The sequence below is a fragment of the Dermabacter sp. HFH0086 genome (assembly GCF_000413375.1).
Taxonomy (GTDB): Bacteria; Actinomycetota; Actinomycetes; order Actinomycetales; family Dermabacteraceae; genus Dermabacter; species Dermabacter hominis.
Genome location: NZ_KE340308.1, coordinates 1,996,198 through 2,018,319, shown reverse-complemented (window position 1 = coordinate 2,018,319; position 22,122 = coordinate 1,996,198). Strand labels below are relative to the sequence as shown.

Genomic DNA, 22,122 nt, shown 5'->3' with positions numbered 1-22,122 from the left:
ACCGTGCGTTTACCGGGTGGGGCAAAGATGGGGGTGCGTGAAATTTTCCCCGGCGCGCGTGAACGATCCTGCATCTCTTAGAAAGTCAAAGACGTGAAGCGTACCTCCTCAATCTTCGCGGCAAGTGCCCTCGTGTGCTCGCTCGGCCTCGGCCTTGCTATCCCCGCTCTCGCCGAGGGCGACGAGAACGTCGAAAGCCCCTTCGCACGCACCGCGACTTACCCGGTGTATATGAATGCCCCCGAGGGGGTTGATCCCGCGGATGAAACCGTCGCCGAAATTTCGACCGTGAGTGAAGACGGCAACACCCTCATCTACACCGACGCTGCAGGTAAGCGCATCGGGTTCCTCGACATCACCGACCCGAACGCCCCCAAGGGAGCTGGCAGCGTTTCGCTCGCCGAGCTTGGCCACGCCGATGACCAGCCCACCTCGGTTGCCGTCGCCGGAGATTACGTGCTCGTCGTGATCGATGAGACCGGCGGCGACTTTGAGCATCCGAAGGGACGCGTCGACGTACTCAAGGTCAGCACGCGAGAAAAGGTCGCCTCGATCGACCTCGAAGGCCAGCCCGACTCGATCGCTATCAACAAGGATGGCTCGATTGCCGCAATTGCGATCGAGAACCAGCGCGATGAAGAACGCACGGACGTCGAGGGCGGTTTGCCGCAAATGCCTACGGGCTTCGTGCAAACACTCAAGCTCGATGGCGACCCCTCGACCTGGACGACCGTCCCCGTGCGCTTCACAGACAGCAACGGTGAGGTTCTCGACATCGTGAAGAAGGCCGGCCTCGACACGCCCGAGGACCTCGAGCCCGAGTACGTGTCGATCAACTCGAAGAACGAGCTCGCCGTCACGCTCCAGGAGAACAACGGCGTCGCGATTATCGATCTCAACACGAACGAGATCACGAGCGTGTTCACCGCCGGCACGGTGAACCTCGACGGCATCGACGTGAAGAAGGACGGCGATATCCAGCCGACCGAATCGCTCACTAGAATTCCGCGCGAACCCGACGCGATTGCGTGGATCGATGACGAGCACGTTGCCACCGCGAACGAAGGCGACTGGAAGGGCGGCTCGCGAGGCTGGACCGTCTTCGACACCAAGGGCGCCGTCGTGTGGGATGCCGGCAATTCGATCGAGGAAATCGCGAACAAGTACGGTCTGCACAACGAAAAGCGCGCTGGCAAAAAGGGTCCCGAGATTGAAGGGCTCGCCGTGGCTGAAATCGAAGGCGTCCGCTACGCCTTCGTCGCCTCGGAGCGCTCCAACTTCGTTGCGGTCTACAACGTGGAGAACCCGGCCGCACCCACCTTCGAGCAGTTGCTGTTCACAACGAACGGCCCCGAAGGAATTCTGCCCATCCCCGGCCGTAATCTTCTCGCCGTCTCGAGCGAGACCGACGACGCCTCCGCTCGTGTGCGCAGTGCCGTGAACCTCTACAAGCTCGGTGCCGATGCCCCCGAAACCGCCCAGCCGAGCATCGTCTCTGCGAAATCCGAAGACGGCCACGCGGTTCCGTGGACGGCGCTCGGTTCCCTCGCCGCGAGCAAGTCCGACGCTTCCACGCTTTACGCAGCGTCTGACGCGGCACTCGATGTCCCCTATGTCTACACGATCGACGCGTCGAAAGAACCTGCTCTCATCACCGAGCGCCGCGCCGTCAAGCGCGATGGCGCAGTCGCCGAAGGTCTCGACATCGAGGGGCTCAGCCAGCGCGAAGACGGCGGCTTCTGGCTTGCCTCCGAAGGCAAGACGGGCGACAAAAACCGCATCGTGCGCACCGATGCCGACCTCAATATCCAGGAAGAAATCGCACTTCCCGAGGACGTTTCCGCGCACATTGGCAAGTGGGGTCTCGAGGGCATCGACGCACGCATCAACGAGAAGGGCGAAGAAGAGGTCTTCGTCGCGATCCAACGCCCGCTGTGGAAAGACCCGAGTGCGAAGCCTCTCGAGGCCCAGGAGGGAAACGTCGCACGCATCGGTCGCTACAACACCACGACCAAAGCATCGAACTGGTACACGGTCGAGCTCACCGCGACCGACACGAAGGGCGACTGGATGGGCTTTTCTGAGCTCACCATCGTCGGCGATACCCTCGTGCTCATCGAACGCGATAAGCTCAACGGCCCCGACGCCGAGGTGAAGCAGCTCGTTCAGGTAGCGCTTCCCAGCGAAGACGAAGTCGCAGCCGCGAACGGCGCGCCGATCGCGCTCGATAAGGGCAAGGTCCTCGACGTTCTGCCGAAGCTGCGTGCAACTGGCGGCTGGACCCAGGAGAAGCTCGAAGGCTTCACCGTCGCAAAGGACGGCTCGATGTACGCCGTCACCGATAACGACGGCCTCGATGACGCAACTGGCGAGACGGTCTTCCTCCGCCTCGGCAAGGTCGGTGACGCCTTCGATGTCGCCTCCGATGAAGGCACGCAGCCGTCGGAGGACCTCCCTGGTGATCCCGCCGATGACGAAACAGGCGAGGACGAGGGCGCGGGTGAAGCACCTGAGAAGCCTGCCCCCGCGCCTGCCGATGGGCCGTCGAACCCGGTCGAAGCGCCAGCGAAGGCACCGGCGAAGGCTGAGGAGCCCACCCGCCGGACAAGTCAAGGGAAGAAGAAGGCCCACGTGCCGCTTCCGCGTACAGGCGTTGAAGGCAGCGCCTACCTCGTGACCGCGCTTGGAGCTCTCGTGCTGCTCGGCGTTGGCGGAACGCTCGTCGCTCGCTCCGTACGCAAGCGCTAAGCGGTCTTTCCCGCGAACACGAGGGCCGGCGATCTCCCCGGGGAGGCCGCCGGCCCTTTCACGGCTCAGAACGTGAGCGTCACTGCTGCGCCGCCTGTCGAATGAGCGTATTGACCATCTCGAAACTCTTCTCAAAGGCGTTAAGCGGCAAAAACTCGAACACCGAGTGGAAATTATGCGCGCCCGTAAAGAAGTTCGGCGTGAAGATTCCCTGACGCGAAAGCCACGAACCGTCCGTGCCGCCGCGCATCGACAGGTGGATCGGCTCAATGCCGAGCTGTGCCATTGCCTTCACAATACTGTCGGTTGCGACCGCGTTCTCTTCTGTTTTCGCATCCTCGATGTTGCCGTACACGTCCTCAATGTCGACGGTGACCTTCGCCCGAGGATGTGCCTGCGACACGCGCGCCGCAATATCGCGTATACGCTGCTTCTTTTCTTTGTAGCCCGCACGGTCGTGGTCCCGCACAGCGATACCGATGTGCGCCGTAGTCTGATTCCCCTCGATAGCGTTCACCCAAATGTAGGACTCGCGGCCCTCCGTGCACTCCGGGGTCTCCTCCCGATCGAATTGGTCGATGATGTCGTGCGCGATGAGGATCGGGTTCACCATGTTTCCCTTGGAGTTCATGGGGTGAGCGGAAACACCAACGATGTCGATTCTTACGCTCGCCGCGTTGAAGGTCGACTCCACAACCGCTCCAAGCTCGCACGAATCGAGCGTGAACGCGTACTCGACGGGGAAGCGCGCAAGGTCCATCGTGCGAACGCCCCGCAGGCCAATCTCTTCGTCCGGCACGAAGCTCAGGTACACGTCGCCGTGAGGGACCGTCGGATCCTGCAACAGACACACCGCTGCCTCCATGACTGACGTGACCCCCGCCTTGTCGTCCGCGCCGAGAACGCTCGTACCATCCGTCACGAGGATCCTCTCGCCCTTGTAACGAGCGATCTCGGGGTGCTCACTCTCGCGCAGCCAGACGTCGTTCGCTTCGCTGAGGCACACGTCCCCGCCGTCGTACTCGATCACGCGGGCTTTTACCTCAGGGGAAAGATTCACATCGACCGTGTCGAGGTGGGTGCAAAAACCAATCGCGGGGGCCGCGGCATCCCCGGGAAGGTTCGCGGGAATCTTGGCGGTGAGCACACACGTGTCGCTGAGGTGAATTGCCTCGGCCCCTGCCTGCTCGAGTTCGCTCTTGAGCAAACGTGCAAGCTCCCACTGCCCCTCACTTGTGGGAACGGTTGTCGAAGACGCATCGGACTGGCTCGAAATCGCCGAGTAACGCAGGAAACGCTCGGCGAGGGCATCTTGGATTGACTTTGCTGTCATCGGCGGTTCTTTCGGTACGAGTCGGGGTCAGCCTCGGACGGCCTCCGCGACCTTAATGATTTCCTCCATCGACGCATCGCGAGACTGCACTGAAAACACGGTGTCGGGGAGGTCCTTGGGCCATACCCAACACATGAAGCCTCCGCGGCCATCGGGATGCGGCGCGCACACACCACGGTCGAAAACCTTCTCACCTTCGAGCCCCCACGAGGGATCTTCCGCAGTGGCTTTGTCGTCGGCGATGTCGGTGACGAGGATCGAAATGGTGTTTTCGCCGCGCGCGTAGATGGGCCTTGTGCCGATGTGGGCGAGATTCCACTCACCGACGGTGTCGGGAAGGCGGGCGTTTATGGTGTCGTCGGTGTTATCTCCCGTGTTCGTTGACGGACGGCCTGGCGTCGGCTGAGGGACGCCAGGCGTGGGGGAGGCAGGTGGGGGTGAGGTTTCATCGGCCGACGCCGACGGACTAGACGATGACGTCGACGTACTAGACGTTGGCGACGGCGGGTTTGCGGCTTTGGGCATATTGATGATGATCGCGGCGACCGCGATCATGATCACTGCTACAACTGCGGCGATGAGGCAGCCGCAGGCCGCAAAAACTATCGCCAGCGGCGATCGTGTCCGATTCTGCAGGTTGTGCGGGCTAGCCATGGTTTCCCCCTGTCTTTACGCGCGCTTCGTGGGGCTACTTACCCTCGATCACGGCTTTCGAAACGCGAACCATTTCCTCCATATCGGAGTACTTCGATGTCATGTAATACGCGGTGTTTCCCGTTGCGCGCGGAAAAATAAGGCAGGTGATCGCCTCGGGGTTGTGGGCATTTAGGCCGCAGCTGCCGCGCTCAAACACCTGTTCACCCTCACGGCCCTCCGAGGGGTTGGAAGGGTCTTCGGAAAGGCTGATCACGAGGAAGCTGATCCGACGATCCCCGTCCTTATAGATCTTGTCCCCACCAATATCCTTGAGGACCCAGTTTTCGATTTTCTCCGGCAGTGCCGAGTGCAGTGCCGCCTTCGCTTCTTCAGCAGACTTCGGTGTCGGTGCGGAGGGCGTGTTGGTCGTTGGTGGTGCGACAGGTGTAGGCGATTCAGTTTCGTCGGGCGGGGAAGTGGGGCCCTCGGAGGTGGGGTCAGAGGGTACCGGTGACGGCGACGTTTGAGTCGTCGCGGGCGCAGCTGGAGACTCGTCTTTCGATCCATTCCACAACACGAATGCCGCGATTGCCGCCACCGCAAGAATGAGGAAGAGGCCCGCTGCCGCGATACACGACCAGATGACGACTGCCCGCCTTCCGGGCGACTTCTCGGGCCCCAATGGCGGTTGCGGGTAGCCCTGCGTTTGCTGGGGTGGTTGCTGTGCTGACATCGCTTTCCCTTTCAACCCGCGTGGCGCCGCTTGAACGGGGCCGGAAACGTCGGTTACGTCACACACTACCTGGGTAACTGGCTATTAGGCCACAGCACGGTTCGAATAGCTAGAGGCGTGCATTTCTCTTCGCCACGAAAGGGTGTTTCATTTGCGGCTGTGGTCTTTGCATCCCGCCTACCTTGATCGGATGGCGCTCGTCGCCTGCTGGCGGGAGGCACTCTTGGCGCAAAAGGTGCTTGCGGGCCTCACTAAGGGATATACGAAGCATCCCCAACTCGAGCGGTTTCGAGAGAGCGCCGATCCCCAAGGGAGCATCGGGGCATTCCTTTTAGGGATCGCGCGTGAGGCAGATTCCCGTGGATACTCGTTTGATCATTCGAAAATTCACGCGCCCGGGCAACTCGACGGCTCTCTCTCGGTTACTACCGGTCAGCTAACGTTTGAAGCCGAACACTTGCGAAGGAAGGTGCGGGAACGCGAACCAGGCTGGCAAGGGGTCCCGCCCGAGGGCGCTGCGCTTGAGCCACATCCTCTTTTTCACGTGAGGGAAGGAGATCTTGAATCATGGGAGAGGCCGTGAATGCACCGGAACTTGACGCTCGTGCGCGGCGGATAATACTGATCGTCGCGCTCCTCAACCTCGCCGGCTGCCTCGGTGAGGCGATACTCGCCTTCGCGATCGGCTCCGCCTCTCTGCTCGCCGATGCAGCAGACTTTCTCGAGGATTTCCTCATCAACTCCCTCGTTCTCCTCGCCCTCGCATGGCCGCTGGAGAGCAGACGGAAAGCCTCCTACGGGCTCGCATGCCTCATCCTTATTCCCGCGGGCGCTGCGTTCGCGATGGCGATTCACAAGCTCCTCACGGGACTGCCACCGGAACCGTTTGCGCTTTCCGGAACAGCCCTTGCAGCGCTCGTGATTAACGCTTGCTGTGCCGTGCTCCTCGTACACCTACGCGCGGGTCACAACGCTCTCGTGCGCGGCACATGGCTCGCCGCCCGCAATGATGTGCTCGCGAACGTCCTCATCATTGCGGCGGGCCTTCTCACCCTCGTGTGGCATTCGGTTCTCCCCGACGTCGCAGTGGGCATCGTCATTGGGCTTGTCAATCTCGGTGCGGCAAAAGAGGTGTTCGAGCAGGCCCGAGCGGAGGAGCCGGAGCTGGAGGCTTAGGGCGCTCGTTGGCGTCACGGAATGATTGATCGGACCCTTGAGAGCTGGGGGATCGCCCGCTAACGCGAGAGTTTCTGGGCCGTCTTTCGAAGATTGTGCGTGAGATACGGTTCGATTACGCGCTGGCCGAGACCAGGTACGAGGGCGAGGGCCGAAAACGCCTTCGGTAGCACCACGACCCGTGAGCGACGCTCGATGTTTGTGACGATCGCGGCAACGACGTCCTCGCGTTTGATCGGGGTGAAGAGCCCGCCGAAGTTACCGCTTGCGCGATTCAGGAGCGGAGAGGTGGTGAGCGCGTCCCCGAGAGCAGATTCGAAGAACGAGGGGTGAATGGTTCCGACGCTCACTCCGCTTCCATCGAGCTCAAGCCTGAGTGAATTAGCGAGCGCGAGCACTCCGGCCTTCGAGGCTGAATATGCGGACATCTCCGGCATGTGAATGAACGAGGCGAGGGACGCAATGATGCACACGTGCCCCTTCGCTTCGCGAACGTAGGGGAGCGTGGCCTTAATGGTGCGCCACACTCCGTTGAGGTTGGTGTCAACGTCATCCACGAAGCCCGTCGCCGAGTAATCCTCGACCAGTTCAGTCGTCACCATGCCTGCGCCGGCGACGAGGATATCGATGCCGCCAAAGTGGTCGGCGGCGCTCTTCGCCGCAGCCTCGACCGAGGCGAGGTTGCGGACGTTCATCTCGATCGCGAGGGCCTTCTGAGGGCCACCGAGCTCGCGGGCGAGAGTCTCGAGCTTGTCGGTGTTGCGGCCCAGGAGAGCGAGCCGAACTCCGCGGGCGCTGAGGGCCCGGGCGGCGTCGGAACCAAGTGCGCCGGACGCGCCCGTCACGAAGGCGACTTTGCCGCGCAGCCCTTCCGGGGAGAGATGTGTGCTCATGGTGCCTTTGCCTCTCACGCGAGCTTCTCGAGCCGCCACGCCTGAAGGAGCGTTGCGAACTGAGGGGGAGTGATCGCACCCTTACCTGCGATTCGCGCCTCGACTCGAGCGTTGGCGGCGGTGATGTTCTGCTCGGCGGTCGCACTCGGGAACGCCTGGGCGTACTTCGGCGGGGTCATGGGCGCCTCCTTCTCGGTTGGGGTGATGCCTCCACTCTACCGGTCTCGTCATACCCTCCTTTATGCCCCCAATGTGCTAGGTATAGTTGCGATAGATACGCAAGAGGGTGTGGCATCATTGTAGTGCCGGGTGCGCGAAAGGAGACGAATCGATGACGATCGAGGTCAAGGCCACGCGAAGCGGACGAGAGTGGGATGCGACCCTCTCTATAGGCGGCGAGAGCATCCGAGTCCGTGCTCGTACGTTCGCGCAGATCACGCCCCTCGTGCAGCGCGCTCTCGCGGATGCCGGTCACACCGGGCAAGAGGTGCGCGTGGTAACCGAGTATGACGATGCTAAACGCGGAGCCGACCACGCAAGCGCAGAAGCGGAGGCAGCGGCAAAAATGGCCTCGGAAATCCGCCGTTCGATCATCAGAAAAATGCGAGCCGACGGCCTTAGCCAGGAGGATATTGGTACGATCCTCGGGATCTCGCGGCAACGCGTCTCACAGCTGAGCAGCTAGCAAAGCTGGCACGCGAAAGCGGCGCCACCTTCGTGCGGTGACGCCGCTTGTGGGCAGGAGAAAAGTACTTACGAAGCGATCCTCGGGATCTCCTCGCTCCAGCGTTTCTCAAACACTGTCTCATCTCCATCGCGGCACTCCACGATCGACTCGGTGGTGAAAACCTCCGCGGTACACGAGATTCGCGTCGTTGCCGTGAGCGACACATCCCAGCCGAGATCCGGACGCCTAAGGCCCACATTCCAGACAGCCTCGGTGCGCGCCGAAAGTGGATCATCCCACCTAATCCAGTAGCGCTCCACCGTGTCCTCGTCATAGTGCAGGCCATCGGGGTACACGCGCGTGCCACCGTAGGCCGGGTCAACCTGCAGCATCGTCTCGCGCTTCACGACGTCCTGCTGAACAAGCCTTTCGGGCCGAGCTGAACCCGCCCTACCCGCTTCGGGATACTCGACGTCGAGGGGAATGGGTTGAACGGCTTCGGCGAAACCGACGGCTGCGTCGCGCGATGCCGCCTCAGAACCCTCCACTGGCTTTTCGCGCACGGGAACCTCGAGGAAGCTTCCGTCGATGTCGACCGAGAAACCGTCGGCCCCCGGTTGCGGCCACACCCACGGCCAGTACGCGCTCGAGACGGCCACGCGAAGAGTGTGACCCTTTGGCAGCACGTAGCCGATTCCCGTGAGGGGAATGTCGAGATTCACCCATTCGTCGGTGGGCATCTCAACGACTTTGTCGCGGCCCTCGCGTGCGGAGAAATTCATATTTCCTCGCGTCACAAGGGTCGAAGAACCATCGGGGGCAACATCGGTCAAGCGAACGTAGGCCTGCCCTTTCGGATGAGCCGACTTCACACGCAAGCGAAGAGCGGCGTTACCGAGAATGCGCACATCAGTATCGAGTACGAAGTCGAAGCACGCGCTCTTTGCGTCATCGACGCGCTGATCGGTGGGGAGGTCACCCGAGTTGCCAAAGGGGAAGTAGCGGCCCGCGCTCATACCCGTATCCTGCGGGCTCTTGACACGGATTTCGCTGCCCGAACGCTCCGCGGCCGGGAGTGCGTTCGCCGACGCGAAGGAGAAGCGCTCCTTGGGGCGCTCATCAGTGTTCCACGATTCCTCGGCCACCCACGTGCCGCCAACTTCGTCATAGACCGAACTCGGGCGCATCGAATCGAGCATCCACGCGCGAAGCAGCGGTTCCTCATCGAAGCCGGTTTGCTTCCCCTTGAGATGAAGATCCCAAAAGCGGAGCGTTTCCCCGAGGAAGTCGATGTGAGGGCCGGGGCGCAAGTCGCGATCCGGGTACTGGTGCGACCACGGACCGATGAGGCCCTTCACGCTCTTCCCGCGCGAAGTGAGGTTCTCGCACAGGCGAAGAACCGTGTCGCGGTACGGATCGAACCAGCCACCGACCGCGAAAACTGCCGCATCGATATTGTCGTAGTCTTCGCAGGCGGATCCGTGCTTCCAATACTCGTCGCGCGTTTGGTGGTGCATCCACTCGTCGATGTACGGTTCCATCTTGTTCAGGCGATCGAGCCACTGGTCCTTCCACTGATCGCCCACCACGCGCGGATCAGACGGGCGTGACTCGAACGCGAGCATCGTCGCCGCCCACGCGTGCATGTCCACCGCGAGCATAGAGCCGCCGAGATAGTGCACGTCATTGTCATACCGATCATCTGTCGAGCATGTGGTGACGATTGCCTTGAGCTGCGGCGGCTTACGGGCGGCAAGCTGGAGCGAGTTAAAGCCGCCCCACGAAATGCCGAACATGCCCACATCACCGGTGCACCACTCCTGTGCAGCGATCCACGCGAGAACCTCTTCGCCATCGCTTAGTTCTTGCTCGTCGTACTCGTCGCCGGGCACGCCGTCAGAGTTGCCGTGGCCGCGAATATCCACGCGGATCGATGCGTAACCGTGCCCCGCGTAGTAGGGGTGGCGTTCGTGGTCGCGAGGCGCCGTCCAGTCACCCGCGCGGTACGGAAGGTATTCGAGCAGGGCGGGAACCTTCTCATCGGTGACGGGCATGAAAGCTTTCATCCACAGCTTCGTGCCGTCCGAGAGGGGAATCCAATCTTCTACGATCGTGACGTCGTAGGGAAAGTCGTCGATGTATTTCATGAACGAGCTGTACTCCTTTCGAGCTAGCGGTGGAGGGGTCTATCCCACAAGGGTCATGCGCTTCTTCAGCCAGGGCGTGATGGTCATGAGGAACACGCCGTAGGCCACGACAAGGGCGCCCTGAATACCGAAGTAGAGGGCGGCGTTGTCGTAGTCGAAGACCTTCACGATTTGCGCCTGGATACCCTGAGAGAGAGCCATCGCGGCAAACCACACGGCCATCGTCTGAGATGCGAATGCTCGTGGAGCGAGCTTTGTCGTCGCGCTCATGCCGCTCGTTTGCAGCACGAGATCGCCGAGTCCAAGGAAGATGTAACAGATCACGAGCCAGATCGCGGAGAGCATCGCGGCCTCGCCGCTCACACTCGCTCCAAGCGCTACGACGAGGAAGGCGGCGCCACCGAACACGGTGCCGAGGCCAACTTTCGCCGCAACGTGAGGCTGGCGCTTACCGAGCTTGACCCACAGGAGTGCGAGAACCGGGCCCATGATGATTTCGACGATCGCGGTGAGGGAGATGTACCACGTCGAGGGGTAGCCCCAGCCAAACAGCGAGTTCTCGGTGCGGTTGAGCGCCATGAAGTTGAGCGTATTGCCCGTTTGGAAGTACATGAGGTTGTACGCGACCAGGGCAATGAGCAGGAGTGAATACGGCATAAGGTTCGTGCGCTCGGCCTTCGTAACCTTGGGGGAGCGGGCCATGAGCAGGAGCATGACGATCGGAACGATCGCGCTCACGATCGAGATGACGTTCACGAGCGCGTTGATGCCGTCCTCTGCGAGGATCGTGAAAAGAGCTGCGGCGATCACGGCGGCCACGATGAGCCCGATTGTTGCCCAGAAACCGCGGTCAGCACGGAAGGCGGCGCGGATGCGTGCTGCCGCCTCGTTACCCGCGAGGTTCTTCGAGCCCACAACATATTGAATGACGCCCGCGAACATACCGACGGCAGCGGCCGCGAACCCCCAGTGCCAGCCAACCTCCTGGCCAAGCCAGCCCGCGATGATCGGGCCAAGAAATGCGCCGATGTTGATGCCTGAGTAGTAGATCGAGAACCCGGCGTCGCGGCGCTCATCCTCGCTCGAGTAGAGCTCCCCAACCTTCGTGGAGACATTCGGTTTGAGCAGACCTGTGCCGAGGACGATCAGGGCTAGGCCGAGCCATGTCGAGAAGGACGCGGGGATACCCATGAAGATGTGCCCGGCAGCAATGATGATGCCGCCAAAAAGCACCGTGCGGTAGGTGCCGATAATTCGGTCGGCAATCCACGCCCCCACGATCGATAGCAGGTACACGAGCGCGCCATAGGCGGCGACGATGCTCGAGGCGACGCCTTCCTCAAAGCCCATGCCGCCATTAGCGACGGCATCGGCGAAGTAGAGGGCGAGGATCGCCTGGAAACCTAAGTAGGAGAACCTTTCCCAGATCTCAAGGCCGAAGAGCGTCGCGAGGCCGCGCGGGTGGCCGAGGAAGGCGCGGTCCTGTTGGATGGCGCTGTCTCGTTCGGCTTCACGGGCAAAGCGCTCCTGTGCGATGGGTGCGGGATCGTCCATGCCAGTCCTTTCGTGGCGCGAGGGGGAATCGAGCGCCGCGACAACGCACTGTATCTATGCGTGCATACAATCTGCGGCTCCCTCTACCGTGGACGCCCAAGGCGCGCCTGTAAAGGTTGGCAAGGGAGAAGCTGTGAGAAGTCTCGCCGCTTTACCAGCGATTGGACTTCTTTGCGCCGCGGTCCTCGAATCGCTTGCCCTTGCGGGTCTTGAATTTTCCGCCCTTCTTTGGACCCTGATCGACCTGAATACGCATCGGCTTGCCACCCACGCGCGCGCGGCCAATGCGCGCGAGCGCTGCCTCGTCGACGCCATCGCGAAGCTCGACGAGCGAGAACGAGGGGAAGAGATCGATCTTGCCGACATCCTGACCATTGAGTCCGCCCTCGCCGGCGATTGCTCCAACGATTGCCTGCGGGCGCACGCCATTATTCTTACCGACTGCGATGCGGTAGGTCGTGAAGCCAGCACTCGAGCGGCGTGAGCGCTTCTCGCCGCGGTTGCGATCTCCCCGATCGCCACGATCTTTGCGATCGGGGCGATCGCCCTTGGCTCCCTTATCGCGGAAGCTTGCACCCGTGAACTCATCATCGCTCGCGCGTGGGCCGTCGTCGCCGACCGTCATCGCGCCGAGCGCCGCTGCTACCTGTTCAATCGAGACATTGTTTTCGCTCAAGAACTCGTTGAGGAGGTCGTAGTAGAGGTTGAGGCGTCCCTTCTCGAGACGCGCGGGTACCTCACTCAGCACCTTTTTCATCTTGTGGCGCGAGACGTCGAGCGGTGAGGGGATCTGCACTTCCTCAAGTTCCTGACGAGTTGTGCGCTCGATGTTGCGAAGCTTTCGCTTTTCGTGAGGTGCGACGAAAGTAATCGCCTGCCCCGTGCGGCCAGCGCGGCCGGTGCGGCCAATGCGGTGGACGTATGCCTCCGGTTCCGAGGGAATATCAAAATTGACCACGAGGCCGATGCGTTCGACGTCTAGACCTCGGGCGGCAACGTCGGTCGCGACGAGGACCGTGAGTGAACCGTCGCGCAGGCGCTCGACGATACGCTCGCGCTCCTTTTGTGGGACGTCGCCCGAGATGGTCGCAGCCACGATGCCGCGAGCAATGAGCGCCGTTCCTACTTCTTCAGCCGCGCTACGCGTGCGCACAAACACGATCGTGGCATCGGCATCCGTCGTCTCAACGATGCGAGTGAGGGCACCCGTCTTGTGGCGGAACGGCACGACCGCGTACTTCTGGTCGACGCTTGTGACGGTCGTCGACTGACGGGCGACGGCGACGCTGACCGCATCGGGCATGTGCTCCTCCGCAACGCGCTTAATCGCGGGAGGCATGGTTGCGCTGAAAAGTGCCATGCGCTTCTGCTTCGGGGCAAAACCGAGGATTTCGTCGACGTCCTCGGCGAAGCCCATGCGGAGCATTTCATCGGCCTCGTCCAGCACGAGTGTCGAGAGGTCGTCGAGCACGATATTGCCGCGCTTGAGATGGTCGATGACGCGCCCGGGCGTGCCGACAATGACATGGGCGCCGCGCTCGAGCGCTCTTTCCTGTGGGCCGTACGGGGCGCCGCCATACACGCTCACGACGTTCACCCCATCGAGCTTCGCGGCGAACGACTGGATTGCATCGGCCACCTGCATGGCGAGTTCTCGCGTTGGGGCAAGAACGAGTCCCTGGGTAGAGCGGTTCGAAGCTCGGATTTCAGCGAGCAGCGGCAGACCAAACGCGGCGGTTTTACCCGTACCGGTCTGGGCGACGCCGAGGACGCTTCGCCCTTCGAGCAGTGCGGGAATGGCGCGTTCTTGGATGGGGGAGGGATGGGTGAACCCGAGGTCGTGCACGGCGGCGAGAAGCTCCGGCGGAAGGCCGAGTTCATCGAAGCGCATGCGCTCGTCATTGGCTGTTTCTTCGGGGGTGTCTGTATCCGTGCCGCCGTCTGCGGCGTCTGTACCGGCCTGCGCCATGCCATCCATTTCGAGCGCTTCCGCGATTTCTTCGCGGTTTTCCAGGGCGATTTCCGTGTCGTTGTGGTTGTCGGTCGTCATTATTCGGGTCCTTCCGGGCCATCACACACGCCCGCCCCGGAATACGCACGTGAACATTTTCGGGCCGCTCATCGGCCCCTCATTCTGTCGAGCACGTCCCCGCGGGAATCCCGCACAAAAAAATGCGCCGTCCGGATCGGCGCTAAGTCCTCATCGCGCCCACATGGCGCTCACACGTGCTGGAACCAGCTTACGGAAAACAGGGGCGCAAGGGGAGGGGGAAGGGCGCGACAATGGTCACCTCCGCAAGATTTCTCTACTGGCCTCGCGCATCGTTCGTGTGGCTTTTGGCCCCATTTCTCTTGCATCACCTCTTGCTCTTGCTGCTCGCCCATTGCTTTCCCCGCTCGCCCTCGCCCCCCCACTTGGGCTCCAACCCCTCTCGTCCCTGGGGGCGCCTCGTTCCTATCGCCCCAGAAGATTCGGTGAAAGTGGTGAAAAATCGCCGCCTCACGATGCTTATCAGGTCCTTTACGCCAAAAATCACCACTTTCGTTGCGGGAGCGGCGTGGAACGGAGACAGGGGCGACCCAAGGAGCGAGGAGAGACGGGCAGGGGGAGTGCCGCCGGAGGGGAGGAGAGACGGGCTGGGGGAGTTGGAGTTCGCTGGAGGGGAGGAGACACGGGAGAAAGGGACAGGAGACGGGGCAGGGGCAGGCGGCAATGAGATCTGGGGCAGGTCCGACGGTTGAGCGGAAACCGTCGGACTGCACCCGCTAGCCGTGCGCGCTAAACTGGTGCGGATTGCGGCTGACCGCCGAGCGCACCGCACCCGTACGGTGCCCGCGCATGCATGCGCCGCACACGACCGACCACCCCGAAGTCAAAGGAATCTTCATGCTTCGCACCCACCGCGCCGGTGATCTGAGGGCAGATCACATCGGCCAGGACGTCACTCTCGCCGGCTGGATTGGAAGGCGCCGTGACCATGGCGGTGTGGCCTTCCTCGATCTGCGTGACGCCTCGGGGGTGTCGCAGGTCGTTGTTCGCGAGGAAGACGCGCACCACCTGCGAAACGAGTTCGTGCTCAAGGTCACGGGCAAGGTCGAGCGCCGCCCCGAAGGTAACGAAAACCCGGCCCTTCCCACGGGCGACATCGAGGTCATCGCCTCCGAGGTTGAGGTGCTCAACCCCGCCGCTGCGCTCCCGTTCCAGCTCGATGAGCACAGTGAGGTCGGCGAGGAAGCTCGCTTGCGCTACCGCTACCTGGATATGCGCCGTGCGGAAACGGCATATGCGTTGCGCCTGCGCTCGAAAGTCAATCAGGCCGCGCGCGAGGTGCTCCTCAACGAAGACTTCGTCGAGATCGAAACGCCAACCCTTACCCGCTCGACCCCCGAGGGGGCGCGCGACTTCCTCGTCCCGGCACGCCTCGCTCCCGGATCGTGGTACGCACTTCCGCAGTCGCCGCAGCTTTTCAAGCAGCTGCTCATGGTGGGCGGCATGGAACGCTACTTCCAGCTCGCTCGCTGCTACCGCGACGAAGACTTCCGCGCCGACCGCCAGCCCGAGTTCACGCAGCTTGACGTCGAAATGAGCTTCGCTGATCAGGAAGACGTGATCGCGCTTGCCGAGAAGATTCTCGTGAACGTGTGGAAGCAAATCGGCTACGACATTGAAACGCCGATCAAGCGCATCACCTACCACGAATCGATGGCCCGCTACGGCTCGGATAAGCCAGACCTCCGTTTCGATCTCGAGATCACCGAGATGACCGACTTCTTCAAGGACACGCCGTTCCGCGTGTTCCAGGCGCCGTACGTTGGCGCGATCGTCATGAAAGGCGGCGCTTCGCAGCCGCGCCGCACGCTCGATGCGTGGCAGGAATTCGCGAAGCAGCGCGGCGCAAAGGGCCTCGCTTACGTCCTCTTCCAGGAGGATGGTTCGCTCGGCGGCCCCGTCGCCAAGAACCTCTCCGACGAGGAGAAGGCCGGTCTCGCCGACAAGGTCGGCGCGAGCGCTGGCGACTGCGTGTTCTTCGCAGCCGGCGACGCCAAGAATTCGCGCGCCCTTCTTGGCGCCGTGCGCAACGAGATTGGCGACCGCCTCGGCCTGATCAACCCCGACGAGTTCGCTTTCGTGTGGGTCGTGGATGCGCCCATGTTCGAGCCCGCCGGCGACGCCGAAGCGGCCGGCGACGTCGCGGTTGGTCACGGCGAATGGACCGCCGTTCACCACGCCTTCACGTCCCCGAAGCCTGAGTTCCTTGACACGTTTGACACCGACCCTGGCTCGGCGCTCAGCTACGGCTACGACATTGTATGCAACGGCAACGAGATTGGCGGCGGCTCGATTCGTATCCACCAGGCCGACGTGCAGCAGCGCGTCTTCGCACTGATGGGCATCAGCGAAGAAGAAGCGCAGGAGAAGTTCGGCTTCCTCCTCGAGGCGTTCAAGTTCGGTGCGCCGCCCCACGGCGGCATCGCGTTCGGCTGGGATCGCATCGTGTCGATCCTCGCGAAGACCGACTCGATCCGCGATGTCATCGCCTTCCCGAAGACCGGTAACGGTTACGACCCGCTGACGGCAGCCCCGGCGCCCATCACGCCGCAGCAGCGTAAGGAAGCGGGCGTGGACTTCAAGCCGGAGAAGAAGGCAAAGGATAAGGACTCGGCGAAGGCCGAGCAGCCGTCGGACACCGCCAAGTAACCCGGCCCTGCACAAAGCCCCCGGTTACCGAACGACATGTTCGGGCCGGGGGCTTTCCCATGGGCGAAGAAAATCTACGGACGAGGGTCCTCGCCATGCTTGATCTGCGGTTTCGGCATGCGCCACGGGCGGATGTTCGTTGAGCGAAGGAGCCCGTACGACACCATTCCGGCCGGGACCACGCCGAACCGTTCCATGAGTGCCTTGCGGATTTTGCGCCGCACGAGGAACGTATCGATCACCACGACGATGATGCCTGCCCACAGCACGGCGAGGAACACAATCGAAACGACCTGGAACTTTACCGGGTCGATGAGCTGCATCACGAAGGGGAACAGCATCGCGATCAGGGCCAGTGGCAAGAAGTACTCGGCGACGTTATGGCGCGAGTCGACGACGTCACGCACGAGACGGCGATCGGCACCACGGTGCTGTACGGGGTAGTGCGCCTCATCGCCGGTGAGGAGAGCCTGGTGCTCGCGATTGGCCGCCGCGCGGTCCTTCTGCTTAGAACGGCGCTTCGCCTCCTTGCGATCCTTCGGAACGAGCGGCGTGCGGCGCGCAGCCTGGGCGTCCTTACGCGAGCGGGTCGGGCGCCCCTTCTTCGGGGTCGTCGCAGAATGCTCGGCTGGGGCAGGGCTGGCGGAGTTAGCGGAAGTCGTGTCGGTATTCACCCATCCAATTCTAGACTCCCGGCGCCCGGACACGCACAGTAGGCACGGGGTTTCGTGAGGAATTCCGACGGTCGCAGGGATACGGTGGAGCAAAGACCATTAACGCGCCAGCGGCGCGGAAGGAGAAGAGGAATGTCGCTCAGCGTCGACGCAATCAATGAGAAGGTCAAAGCCCTTCAACCGCAAGCACTCGAGGACCTCACGGCGCTCGTCGCGATTCCCTCGATCGCTTTTGACGGTTACGACCAGTCGCACGTGAGGGCTAGTGCCGAAAAAGTAGCCGCGCTCCTCAAGGATGCCGGTATGCCCGAGGTAAGCATCGAATCCGTCGAGGGCGGCGCGCCGGCCGTTCTCGCGCGACGTCCCGCGAAGCCAGGTAAGCCGACGGTCATGCTGTACGCCCACCACGACGTGCAGCCCGTCGGCGATGAATCCGAATGGACAACTCCGCCGTTTGAAGCGACCGAGCGCAACGGCCGCCTGTACGGCCGCGGCGCTGCCGACGACAAGGCCGGCGTGATGGCTCACGTGACCGCCCTGCGTGCGCTCAAGGACGAGCTCGAAGAATCCGGCGTCGGCATCGTCGTGTTTGTGGAAGGTGAAGAGGAATACGGCAGCGAGACCTTCCGCCCGTTCCTCGAAAAGCACCAGGACATCATGCGCAGCGACATCATCGTCGTCGCCGACTCCTCGAACTGGGCCGTCGGCCGCCCCGCCCTCACGACGAGCCTTCGCGGCGTTGTTGCCTTCGAGCTTGACGTTCAGGTTCTCGACTACTCCGTGCACTCGGGCATGTTCGGTGGACCCGTGATCGATGCTCTTACCCAGCTTTCGCGCGTCCTCACGACCTTCCACAACGACGACGGCACGATCGCCGTCGACGGTCTTCACGTGGCCGATGCCCCCGAAGTTGACATGGACGAAGCGGACTTCCGCCGCGACGCCGGTGTCCCCGAAGGGCTGCCGCTCGCCGGCGACGGATCGATCACCTCGCGCCTGTGGACGAAGCCCGCGATCTCGGTCATCGGCATCGACGCGCCGGCCGTGCAGCAAGCCTCGAACACGCTCGTATCGAAGGCTCGCGCGAAGGTCAGCGTGCGCATCGCGCCTGGCGAAGACCCCGCACACGCCACCGAGGTTCTTAGAAAGCACGTTGAAGCCCACACGCCGGCCGCCGCGAAGGTCACGTTCACGCCCGTCGATGCAGGCAAACCATTCCTTGCGCCCGCGAGCAGCGCGGGAATGGATCTGGCTCGCCGCGCGTTTCATGACTCGTGGGGCGTCGAACCCGTCGATACGGGTCTCGGTGGCTCGATCCCCTTCATCTCCGATCTTCTCGAGCTGTTCCCGAAAGCGGATGTGCTCGTGACCGGTGTTGAAGACCCGGATTCGCGCGCCCACGGCGTCGACGAGTCGCTCCACCTCGGCGACTTCGAACGCGTCTGCGTTGCTGAAGCACTCATCCTGCTCGGCGCCGCCGAGCTCGAACCGAAAGAAACCGCGTAGGCTTTGACGCACACGTGACATACCGGACCACCACGGAGGACCAATGACCGACACCGCAACTAAAGCTGTTCCCGCACACGGTGTGACCCTCACCGAGGTTGCATCCGACAAGGTGAAACAGCTTCTCGCGCAAGAAGGTCGCGATGACCTGCGCCTTCGTATCGCCGTTCAGCCTGGCGGCTGCTCGGGGCTCATCTATCAGCTCTACTTCGATGAACGTCTCCTTGAGGGCGATGCGACCGTTGACTTCAACGGCGTCGAGGTCGTTGTCGACAAGAATTCGATCCCGTTCCTGTCGGGAGCAACGATCGACTTCTCCGACACCATCGAGAAGCAAGGTTTCACGATCGACAACCCCAATGCGTCGAGCTCGTGCGCATGCGGAGACTCCTTCGCCTAAACGCGCTCGTTCGTTCAGTTCGCGAGTGGGCTGCCGCGCACGCGGTGGCCCACTCGCGCGTTAATCGGGCATCCGTCGGACCCAAAACCTCGCGCTGGACCTGCTTGCCCGTCCCGAGCGGCCCAAACGTGACTGAGCAAACCCCACGGAATCTGCAAAAAGCGACGGTGAAGGCAACATTTGGTGGCAAGTCGCGTATGATGACTAAGGACTCTCGTCCCGATTAGTGTGCACACCCCGTGCCACGCCGGGAGCGAGGTAGACAGAAACAACCGCACAATCGAGAGCGAATCTCCCCACAACCGATTCGCCACGCGATACATGGAAGGTCAGCCTGTGATCCCCCAAACCCCGGAACGCAGCCGCCGAATGCCGAAGGCCATCGCCGCCTTTGCCCTGACGGCGCTTGCTCTCGTGGGCTGCACGGAAGAGCAGCAGCGAGGATTCCTCCCCGGTGACACCACTCACCAGATCACGAATCAGACAGACCGCATCATCACAATGTGGACCGGTTCGTGGATTACCCTCCTCGCCGTCGGCCTTCTCGTGTGGGGCTTGATCTTCTGGTGTGCCATCGCCTACCGCCGCAAGAAGGGCGACAAGGGCTTCCCCGTCCAGCTGCGCTATCACGTTCCGATCGAGCTGACGTTCACGCTCATTCCGGTCATCATGATCATGACCCTCTTCTACTTCACGCAGCGTGACATCTCCGAGATCGAACGTCTCGACCCGAACCCGGATGTCACCGTCAACGTCGTTGCGAAGCAGTGGAGCTGGGATTTCAACTACGTTGACGCAGATGTCCACGAAGATCCAGGCGTCCAGTCCTTCCGCACTGGCGAAGAAGGCGCCGCTGAAGATCTCCCCACTCTTTACCTTCCCGTTGGCGAAACCGTTGAGTTCCAGCTCGACTCTCGCGACGTCATCCACTCGTTCTGGGTCGTGGACTTCCTCTACAAGAAAGACATGTTCCCCGGTCACACCACCGCCTTCCAGGTGACCCCGCAGATCGAAGGCACCTACGCCGGCAAATGCGCCGAGCTGTGCGGTGAGTTCCACTCCGACATGCTCTTCAACGTCAAGGTTGTCTCCAAGCAAGAGTTCGAAGCGCACATGGAAGAGCTGCGCGCGAAGGGGAACACGGGTCAGCTGTCGAACGACCTCAACCGCCTCCAAAAGTCCTGGAACATGAAGGACGATTCCGACCGCCGCATCGAAAACCGTCGTGAGGATGCCAAAAAGTGAGCACTACAACCGCAGAGACCACGAGCCGCTTCACCCCGGCCACGCCTGAGACGAAGAAGGGCAACCAGCTCTTCAAGCTGCTCACCACGACCGATCACAAGACGATCGGCATCATGTACATGGCTACCGCCTTTTTCTTCTTCTGCTTCGGTGGCGTGCTCGCACTGCTCATTCGTGCCGAACTGTGGGAGCCAGGCCTGCAGGTGGTCGTGTCCAAGGGGCAGTACAACCAGCTCTTCACGATGCACGGCACGATCATGCTCCTCATGTTCGGCACACCGCTCTTTGCCGGCTTCGCAAACTACCTTTTGCCGCTTCAAATCGGTGCAGTCGACATGGCGTTCCCGCGCCTGAACATGTTCTCGTACTGGCTCACCGGATTCGGCTCACTCATTGCCTGCGCCGGATTCCTTACACCGCAGGGTGCGGCCTCCTTCGGCTGGTTCGCCTACGCGCCGCTTTCCGACACAACCTTTACTCCGGGGCTCGGCGGCGACCTGTGGGCCTTCGGGTTGTGCATGCAGGGCTTCGGCACCATCCTCGGTGCGGTCAACTTCATCACGACCATCATCACAATGCGCATGCCCGGCATGACCATGTTCCGCATGCCGATCTTCACGTGGAACGTCCTCATTACGTCGATCCTCATCCTCATGGTCTTCCCCCCGCTCGCAGCCGCGCTTTTCGCCCTCGGCGCTGACCGCGTGCTCGACGCCAATATCTTTGACCCTGCCAACGGCGGGCCAATCCTCTGGCAGCACCTCTTCTGGTTCTTTGGCCACCCCGAGGTTTACGTTCTCGCGCTGCCGTTCTTCGGTATCGCCTCTGAAATCATCCCCGTCTTCAGCCGCAAGCCCATCTTCGGCTACAAGACCCTCGTCTATGCGACGATCTCGATCGCTGCCCTCTCCGTGACCGTGTGGGCGCACCACATGTTCACAACCGGCGCAGTGATGCTCGACTTCTTCGCCTTCATGACCATGATGATCGCGGTTCCCACAGGCGTGAAGTTCTTCAACTGGGTCGGCACCATGTGGCGCGGTTCCCTCACCTTTGAATCGCCAATGCTGTTCACACTCGGCTTCATGACCACCTTCCTCTTTGGTGGCCTCACCGGTGTCATCCTCTCCACCCCGGTTCTCGACTTCCACCTGAGCGACACCTACTTCGTCGTCGCACACTTCCACTACGTCATCTTCGGCACGGTGGCCTTCGAAATGTTCGCGGGCTTCTACTTCTGGTGGCCCAAGATGTTCGGATACAAGCTCCGCGAAGACCTCGCAAAGGTGCACTTCTGGCTCCTACTCGTCGGCTTCCACATGACCTTCCTCATCCAGCACTTCATGGGTGTCGAGGGTGCACCGCGCCGTTACATGAACTACCTCTCCGAGGACGGTTTCCAGTGGATGAACCAGTTCTCCACGATCGGCGCCTTCATCCTTGGTGCCTCGACTCTTCCGTTCTTCCTCAACGTGATCCTCACCCACATGAAGGGCGAGAAGGTCACCGTGAACGACCCCTGGGGCTACGGCGCTTCCCTCGAGTGGGCAACCTCGTGCCCGCCGCCGCGCCACAACTTCGTCGAGCTGCCGCGCATCCGCTCCGAACGTCCGGCCTTCGACCAGAAGTTCCCGGAAGTCGCCGCGATCGACCAGGTCCACGTCAACCGCGACGAGACAGCCCTCGTTAGCGCCCACGGAGGTAAGTAAGA

The 22,122-nt window shown here is 62.1% G+C and carries 18 protein-coding genes; 9 read left to right on the top strand and 9 right to left on the bottom strand.

All coding sequences use genetic code 11. From position 1 onward, the window contains the following. Positions 1-93 precede the first annotated feature (93 nt). The gene (locus HMPREF1484_RS08895) at positions 94-2,748 is read left to right on the top strand and encodes an esterase-like activity of phytase family protein (RefSeq protein ID WP_016664710.1); all 2,655 of its coding nucleotides are present in this window, start codon (positions 94-96) and stop codon (positions 2,746-2,748) included. Positions 2,749-2,827: 79 nt separating this feature from the next. On the opposite strand, the gene pepT is transcribed toward HMPREF1484_RS08895, so the two are convergent. The 3 genes from pepT to HMPREF1484_RS08880 are packed head-to-tail and all read right to left on the bottom strand — an operon-like array spanning position 2,828 to position 5,450. Beyond that, positions 2,828-4,081 (bottom strand): peptidase T, encoded by a 1,254-nt coding sequence (gene pepT / locus HMPREF1484_RS08890; RefSeq protein ID WP_016664709.1) that lies wholly within the window; start codon positions 4,079-4,081, stop codon positions 2,828-2,830. A 27-nt stretch (positions 4,082-4,108) separates the two neighbouring features. Beyond that, entirely contained in the window at positions 4,109-4,735 is a 627-nt protein-coding gene (locus HMPREF1484_RS11000) for a hypothetical protein (protein WP_016664708.1), read from the bottom strand. A 34-nt stretch (positions 4,736-4,769) separates the two neighbouring features. Beyond that, positions 4,770-5,450 carry a hypothetical protein gene (locus HMPREF1484_RS08880; RefSeq protein WP_016664707.1) on the bottom strand — a complete coding sequence of 227 codons (681 nt, stop codon included), beginning with the start codon at positions 5,448-5,450 and terminating at the stop codon, positions 4,770-4,772. A 142-nt stretch (positions 5,451-5,592) separates the two neighbouring features. On the opposite strand from HMPREF1484_RS08880, the gene HMPREF1484_RS11825 reads away from it, so the two are divergent. Together HMPREF1484_RS11825 and HMPREF1484_RS08870 are read left to right on the top strand one after the other, a co-directional pair. Continuing rightward, positions 5,593-6,033, top strand: coding sequence for a pyrimidine dimer DNA glycosylase/endonuclease V (locus HMPREF1484_RS11825; protein WP_332067300.1), 441 nt, complete (start codon positions 5,593-5,595; stop codon positions 6,031-6,033). After that, positions 6,018-6,626 (top strand): cation transporter, encoded by a 609-nt coding sequence (locus tag HMPREF1484_RS08870; protein ID WP_016664706.1) that lies wholly within the window; start codon positions 6,018-6,020, stop codon positions 6,624-6,626. Before HMPREF1484_RS11825 ends, HMPREF1484_RS08870 begins: the two co-directional genes overlap by 16 nt. Positions 6,627-6,685: 59 nt before the next feature. Here the strand turns inward: HMPREF1484_RS08870 and HMPREF1484_RS08865 are convergent, their stop codons facing one another. Both HMPREF1484_RS08865 and HMPREF1484_RS11575 read right to left on the bottom strand, forming a co-directional pair. Continuing rightward, positions 6,686-7,519, bottom strand: coding sequence for an SDR family NAD(P)-dependent oxidoreductase (locus HMPREF1484_RS08865; RefSeq protein ID WP_016664705.1), 834 nt, complete (start codon positions 7,517-7,519; stop codon positions 6,686-6,688). 14 nt (positions 7,520-7,533) lie between these two features. Continuing rightward, positions 7,534-7,698 carry a hypothetical protein gene (locus tag HMPREF1484_RS11575; protein WP_016664704.1) on the bottom strand — a complete coding sequence of 55 codons (165 nt, stop codon included), beginning with the start codon at positions 7,696-7,698 and terminating at the stop codon, positions 7,534-7,536. 152 nt (positions 7,699-7,850) lie between these two features. Between HMPREF1484_RS11575 and HMPREF1484_RS10995 the strand changes: the two genes are divergently transcribed. After that, positions 7,851-8,204, top strand: a complete 354-nt coding sequence (locus tag HMPREF1484_RS10995) for a sigma factor-like helix-turn-helix DNA-binding protein (RefSeq protein ID WP_016664703.1) — start codon at positions 7,851-7,853, stop codon at positions 8,202-8,204. A gap of 68 nt (positions 8,205-8,272) precedes the next feature. Here HMPREF1484_RS10995 and HMPREF1484_RS08855 read toward each other — a convergent pair whose 3' ends face one another. The 3 genes from HMPREF1484_RS08855 to HMPREF1484_RS08845 all read right to left on the bottom strand — a co-directional run bounded on the left by HMPREF1484_RS08855 (position 8,273) and on the right by HMPREF1484_RS08845 (position 13,937). Continuing rightward, positions 8,273-10,333 carry a CocE/NonD family hydrolase gene (locus HMPREF1484_RS08855; protein WP_016664702.1) on the bottom strand — a complete coding sequence of 687 codons (2,061 nt, stop codon included), beginning with the start codon at positions 10,331-10,333 and terminating at the stop codon, positions 8,273-8,275. Between the two features lie 39 nt (positions 10,334-10,372). Beyond that, positions 10,373-11,887, bottom strand: a complete 1,515-nt coding sequence (locus tag HMPREF1484_RS08850; RefSeq protein WP_016664701.1) for a peptide MFS transporter — start codon at positions 11,885-11,887, stop codon at positions 10,373-10,375. Between the two features lie 151 nt (positions 11,888-12,038). Further along, on the bottom strand, positions 12,039-13,937 hold the full coding sequence (locus HMPREF1484_RS08845; protein ID WP_016664700.1) for a DEAD/DEAH box helicase: 1,899 nt from the start codon (positions 13,935-13,937) through the stop codon (positions 12,039-12,041). Between the two features lie 837 nt (positions 13,938-14,774). On the opposite strand from HMPREF1484_RS08845, the gene aspS reads away from it, so the two are divergent. Beyond that, positions 14,775-16,586, top strand: coding sequence for an aspartate--tRNA ligase (gene aspS, locus HMPREF1484_RS08835; RefSeq protein WP_016664699.1), 1,812 nt, complete (start codon positions 14,775-14,777; stop codon positions 16,584-16,586). Positions 16,587-16,660: 74 nt separating this feature from the next. Here aspS and HMPREF1484_RS08830 read toward each other — a convergent pair whose 3' ends face one another. Then, positions 16,661-17,260, bottom strand: coding sequence for a DUF3043 domain-containing protein (locus HMPREF1484_RS08830; protein WP_016664698.1), 600 nt, complete (start codon positions 17,258-17,260; stop codon positions 16,661-16,663). Between the two features lie 132 nt (positions 17,261-17,392). Between HMPREF1484_RS08830 and HMPREF1484_RS08825 the strand changes: the two genes are divergently transcribed. The 4 genes from HMPREF1484_RS08825 to ctaD all read left to right on the top strand — a co-directional run bounded on the left by HMPREF1484_RS08825 (position 17,393) and on the right by ctaD (position 22,120). Then, positions 17,393-18,766: a dipeptidase gene (locus HMPREF1484_RS08825; protein ID WP_016664697.1), complete on the top strand. Its 1,374-nt coding sequence runs from the start codon at positions 17,393-17,395 to the stop codon at positions 18,764-18,766. Between the two features lie 43 nt (positions 18,767-18,809). After that, entirely contained in the window at positions 18,810-19,166 is a 357-nt protein-coding gene (locus HMPREF1484_RS08820; protein ID WP_016664696.1) for an iron-sulfur cluster assembly accessory protein, read from the top strand. A 336-nt stretch (positions 19,167-19,502) separates the two neighbouring features. After that, positions 19,503-20,411 (top strand): cytochrome c oxidase subunit II, encoded by a 909-nt coding sequence (gene coxB / locus HMPREF1484_RS08815; RefSeq protein ID WP_016664695.1) that lies wholly within the window; start codon positions 19,503-19,505, stop codon positions 20,409-20,411. Then, positions 20,408-22,120 carry a cytochrome c oxidase subunit I gene (ctaD, locus tag HMPREF1484_RS08810; protein ID WP_016664694.1) on the top strand — a complete coding sequence of 571 codons (1,713 nt, stop codon included), beginning with the start codon at positions 20,408-20,410 and terminating at the stop codon, positions 22,118-22,120. The genes coxB and ctaD overlap by 4 nt, the downstream gene beginning before the upstream one ends. The last annotated feature ends 2 nt before the right edge of the window (positions 22,121-22,122 follow it).

What these genes read in the sequence shown, in the direction of transcription:
- pepT (WP_016664709.1), bottom strand. Translation starts at nt 4,081, where the DNA reads ATGACAGCAAAGTCAATCCAAGATGCCCTCGCCGAGCGTTTCCTGCGT.
- HMPREF1484_RS11000 (WP_016664708.1), bottom strand. Translation starts at nt 4,735, where the DNA reads ATGGCTAGCCCGCACAACCTGCAGAATCGGACACGATCGCCGCTGGCG.
- HMPREF1484_RS08880 (WP_016664707.1), bottom strand. Translation starts at nt 5,450, where the DNA reads ATGTCAGCACAGCAACCACCCCAGCAAACGCAGGGCTACCCGCAACCG.
- HMPREF1484_RS08870 (WP_016664706.1), top strand. Translation starts at nt 6,018, where the DNA reads ATGGGAGAGGCCGTGAATGCACCGGAACTTGACGCTCGTGCGCGGCGG.
- HMPREF1484_RS08865 (WP_016664705.1), bottom strand. Translation starts at nt 7,519, where the DNA reads ATGAGCACACATCTCTCCCCGGAAGGGCTGCGCGGCAAAGTCGCCTTC.
- HMPREF1484_RS11575 (WP_016664704.1), bottom strand. Translation starts at nt 7,698, where the DNA reads ATGACCCCGCCGAAGTACGCCCAGGCGTTCCCGAGTGCGACCGCCGAG.
- HMPREF1484_RS10995 (WP_016664703.1), top strand. Translation starts at nt 7,851, where the DNA reads ATGACGATCGAGGTCAAGGCCACGCGAAGCGGACGAGAGTGGGATGCG.
- HMPREF1484_RS08855 (WP_016664702.1), bottom strand. Translation starts at nt 10,333, where the DNA reads ATGAAATACATCGACGACTTTCCCTACGACGTCACGATCGTAGAAGAT.
- HMPREF1484_RS08850 (WP_016664701.1), bottom strand. Translation starts at nt 11,887, where the DNA reads ATGGACGATCCCGCACCCATCGCACAGGAGCGCTTTGCCCGTGAAGCC.
- HMPREF1484_RS08845 (WP_016664700.1), bottom strand. Translation starts at nt 13,937, where the DNA reads ATGACGACCGACAACCACAACGACACGGAAATCGCCCTGGAAAACCGC.
- aspS (WP_016664699.1), top strand. Translation starts at nt 14,775, where the DNA reads ATGCTTCGCACCCACCGCGCCGGTGATCTGAGGGCAGATCACATCGGC.
- HMPREF1484_RS08825 (WP_016664697.1), top strand. Translation starts at nt 17,393, where the DNA reads ATGTCGCTCAGCGTCGACGCAATCAATGAGAAGGTCAAAGCCCTTCAA.
- HMPREF1484_RS08820 (WP_016664696.1), top strand. Translation starts at nt 18,810, where the DNA reads ATGACCGACACCGCAACTAAAGCTGTTCCCGCACACGGTGTGACCCTC.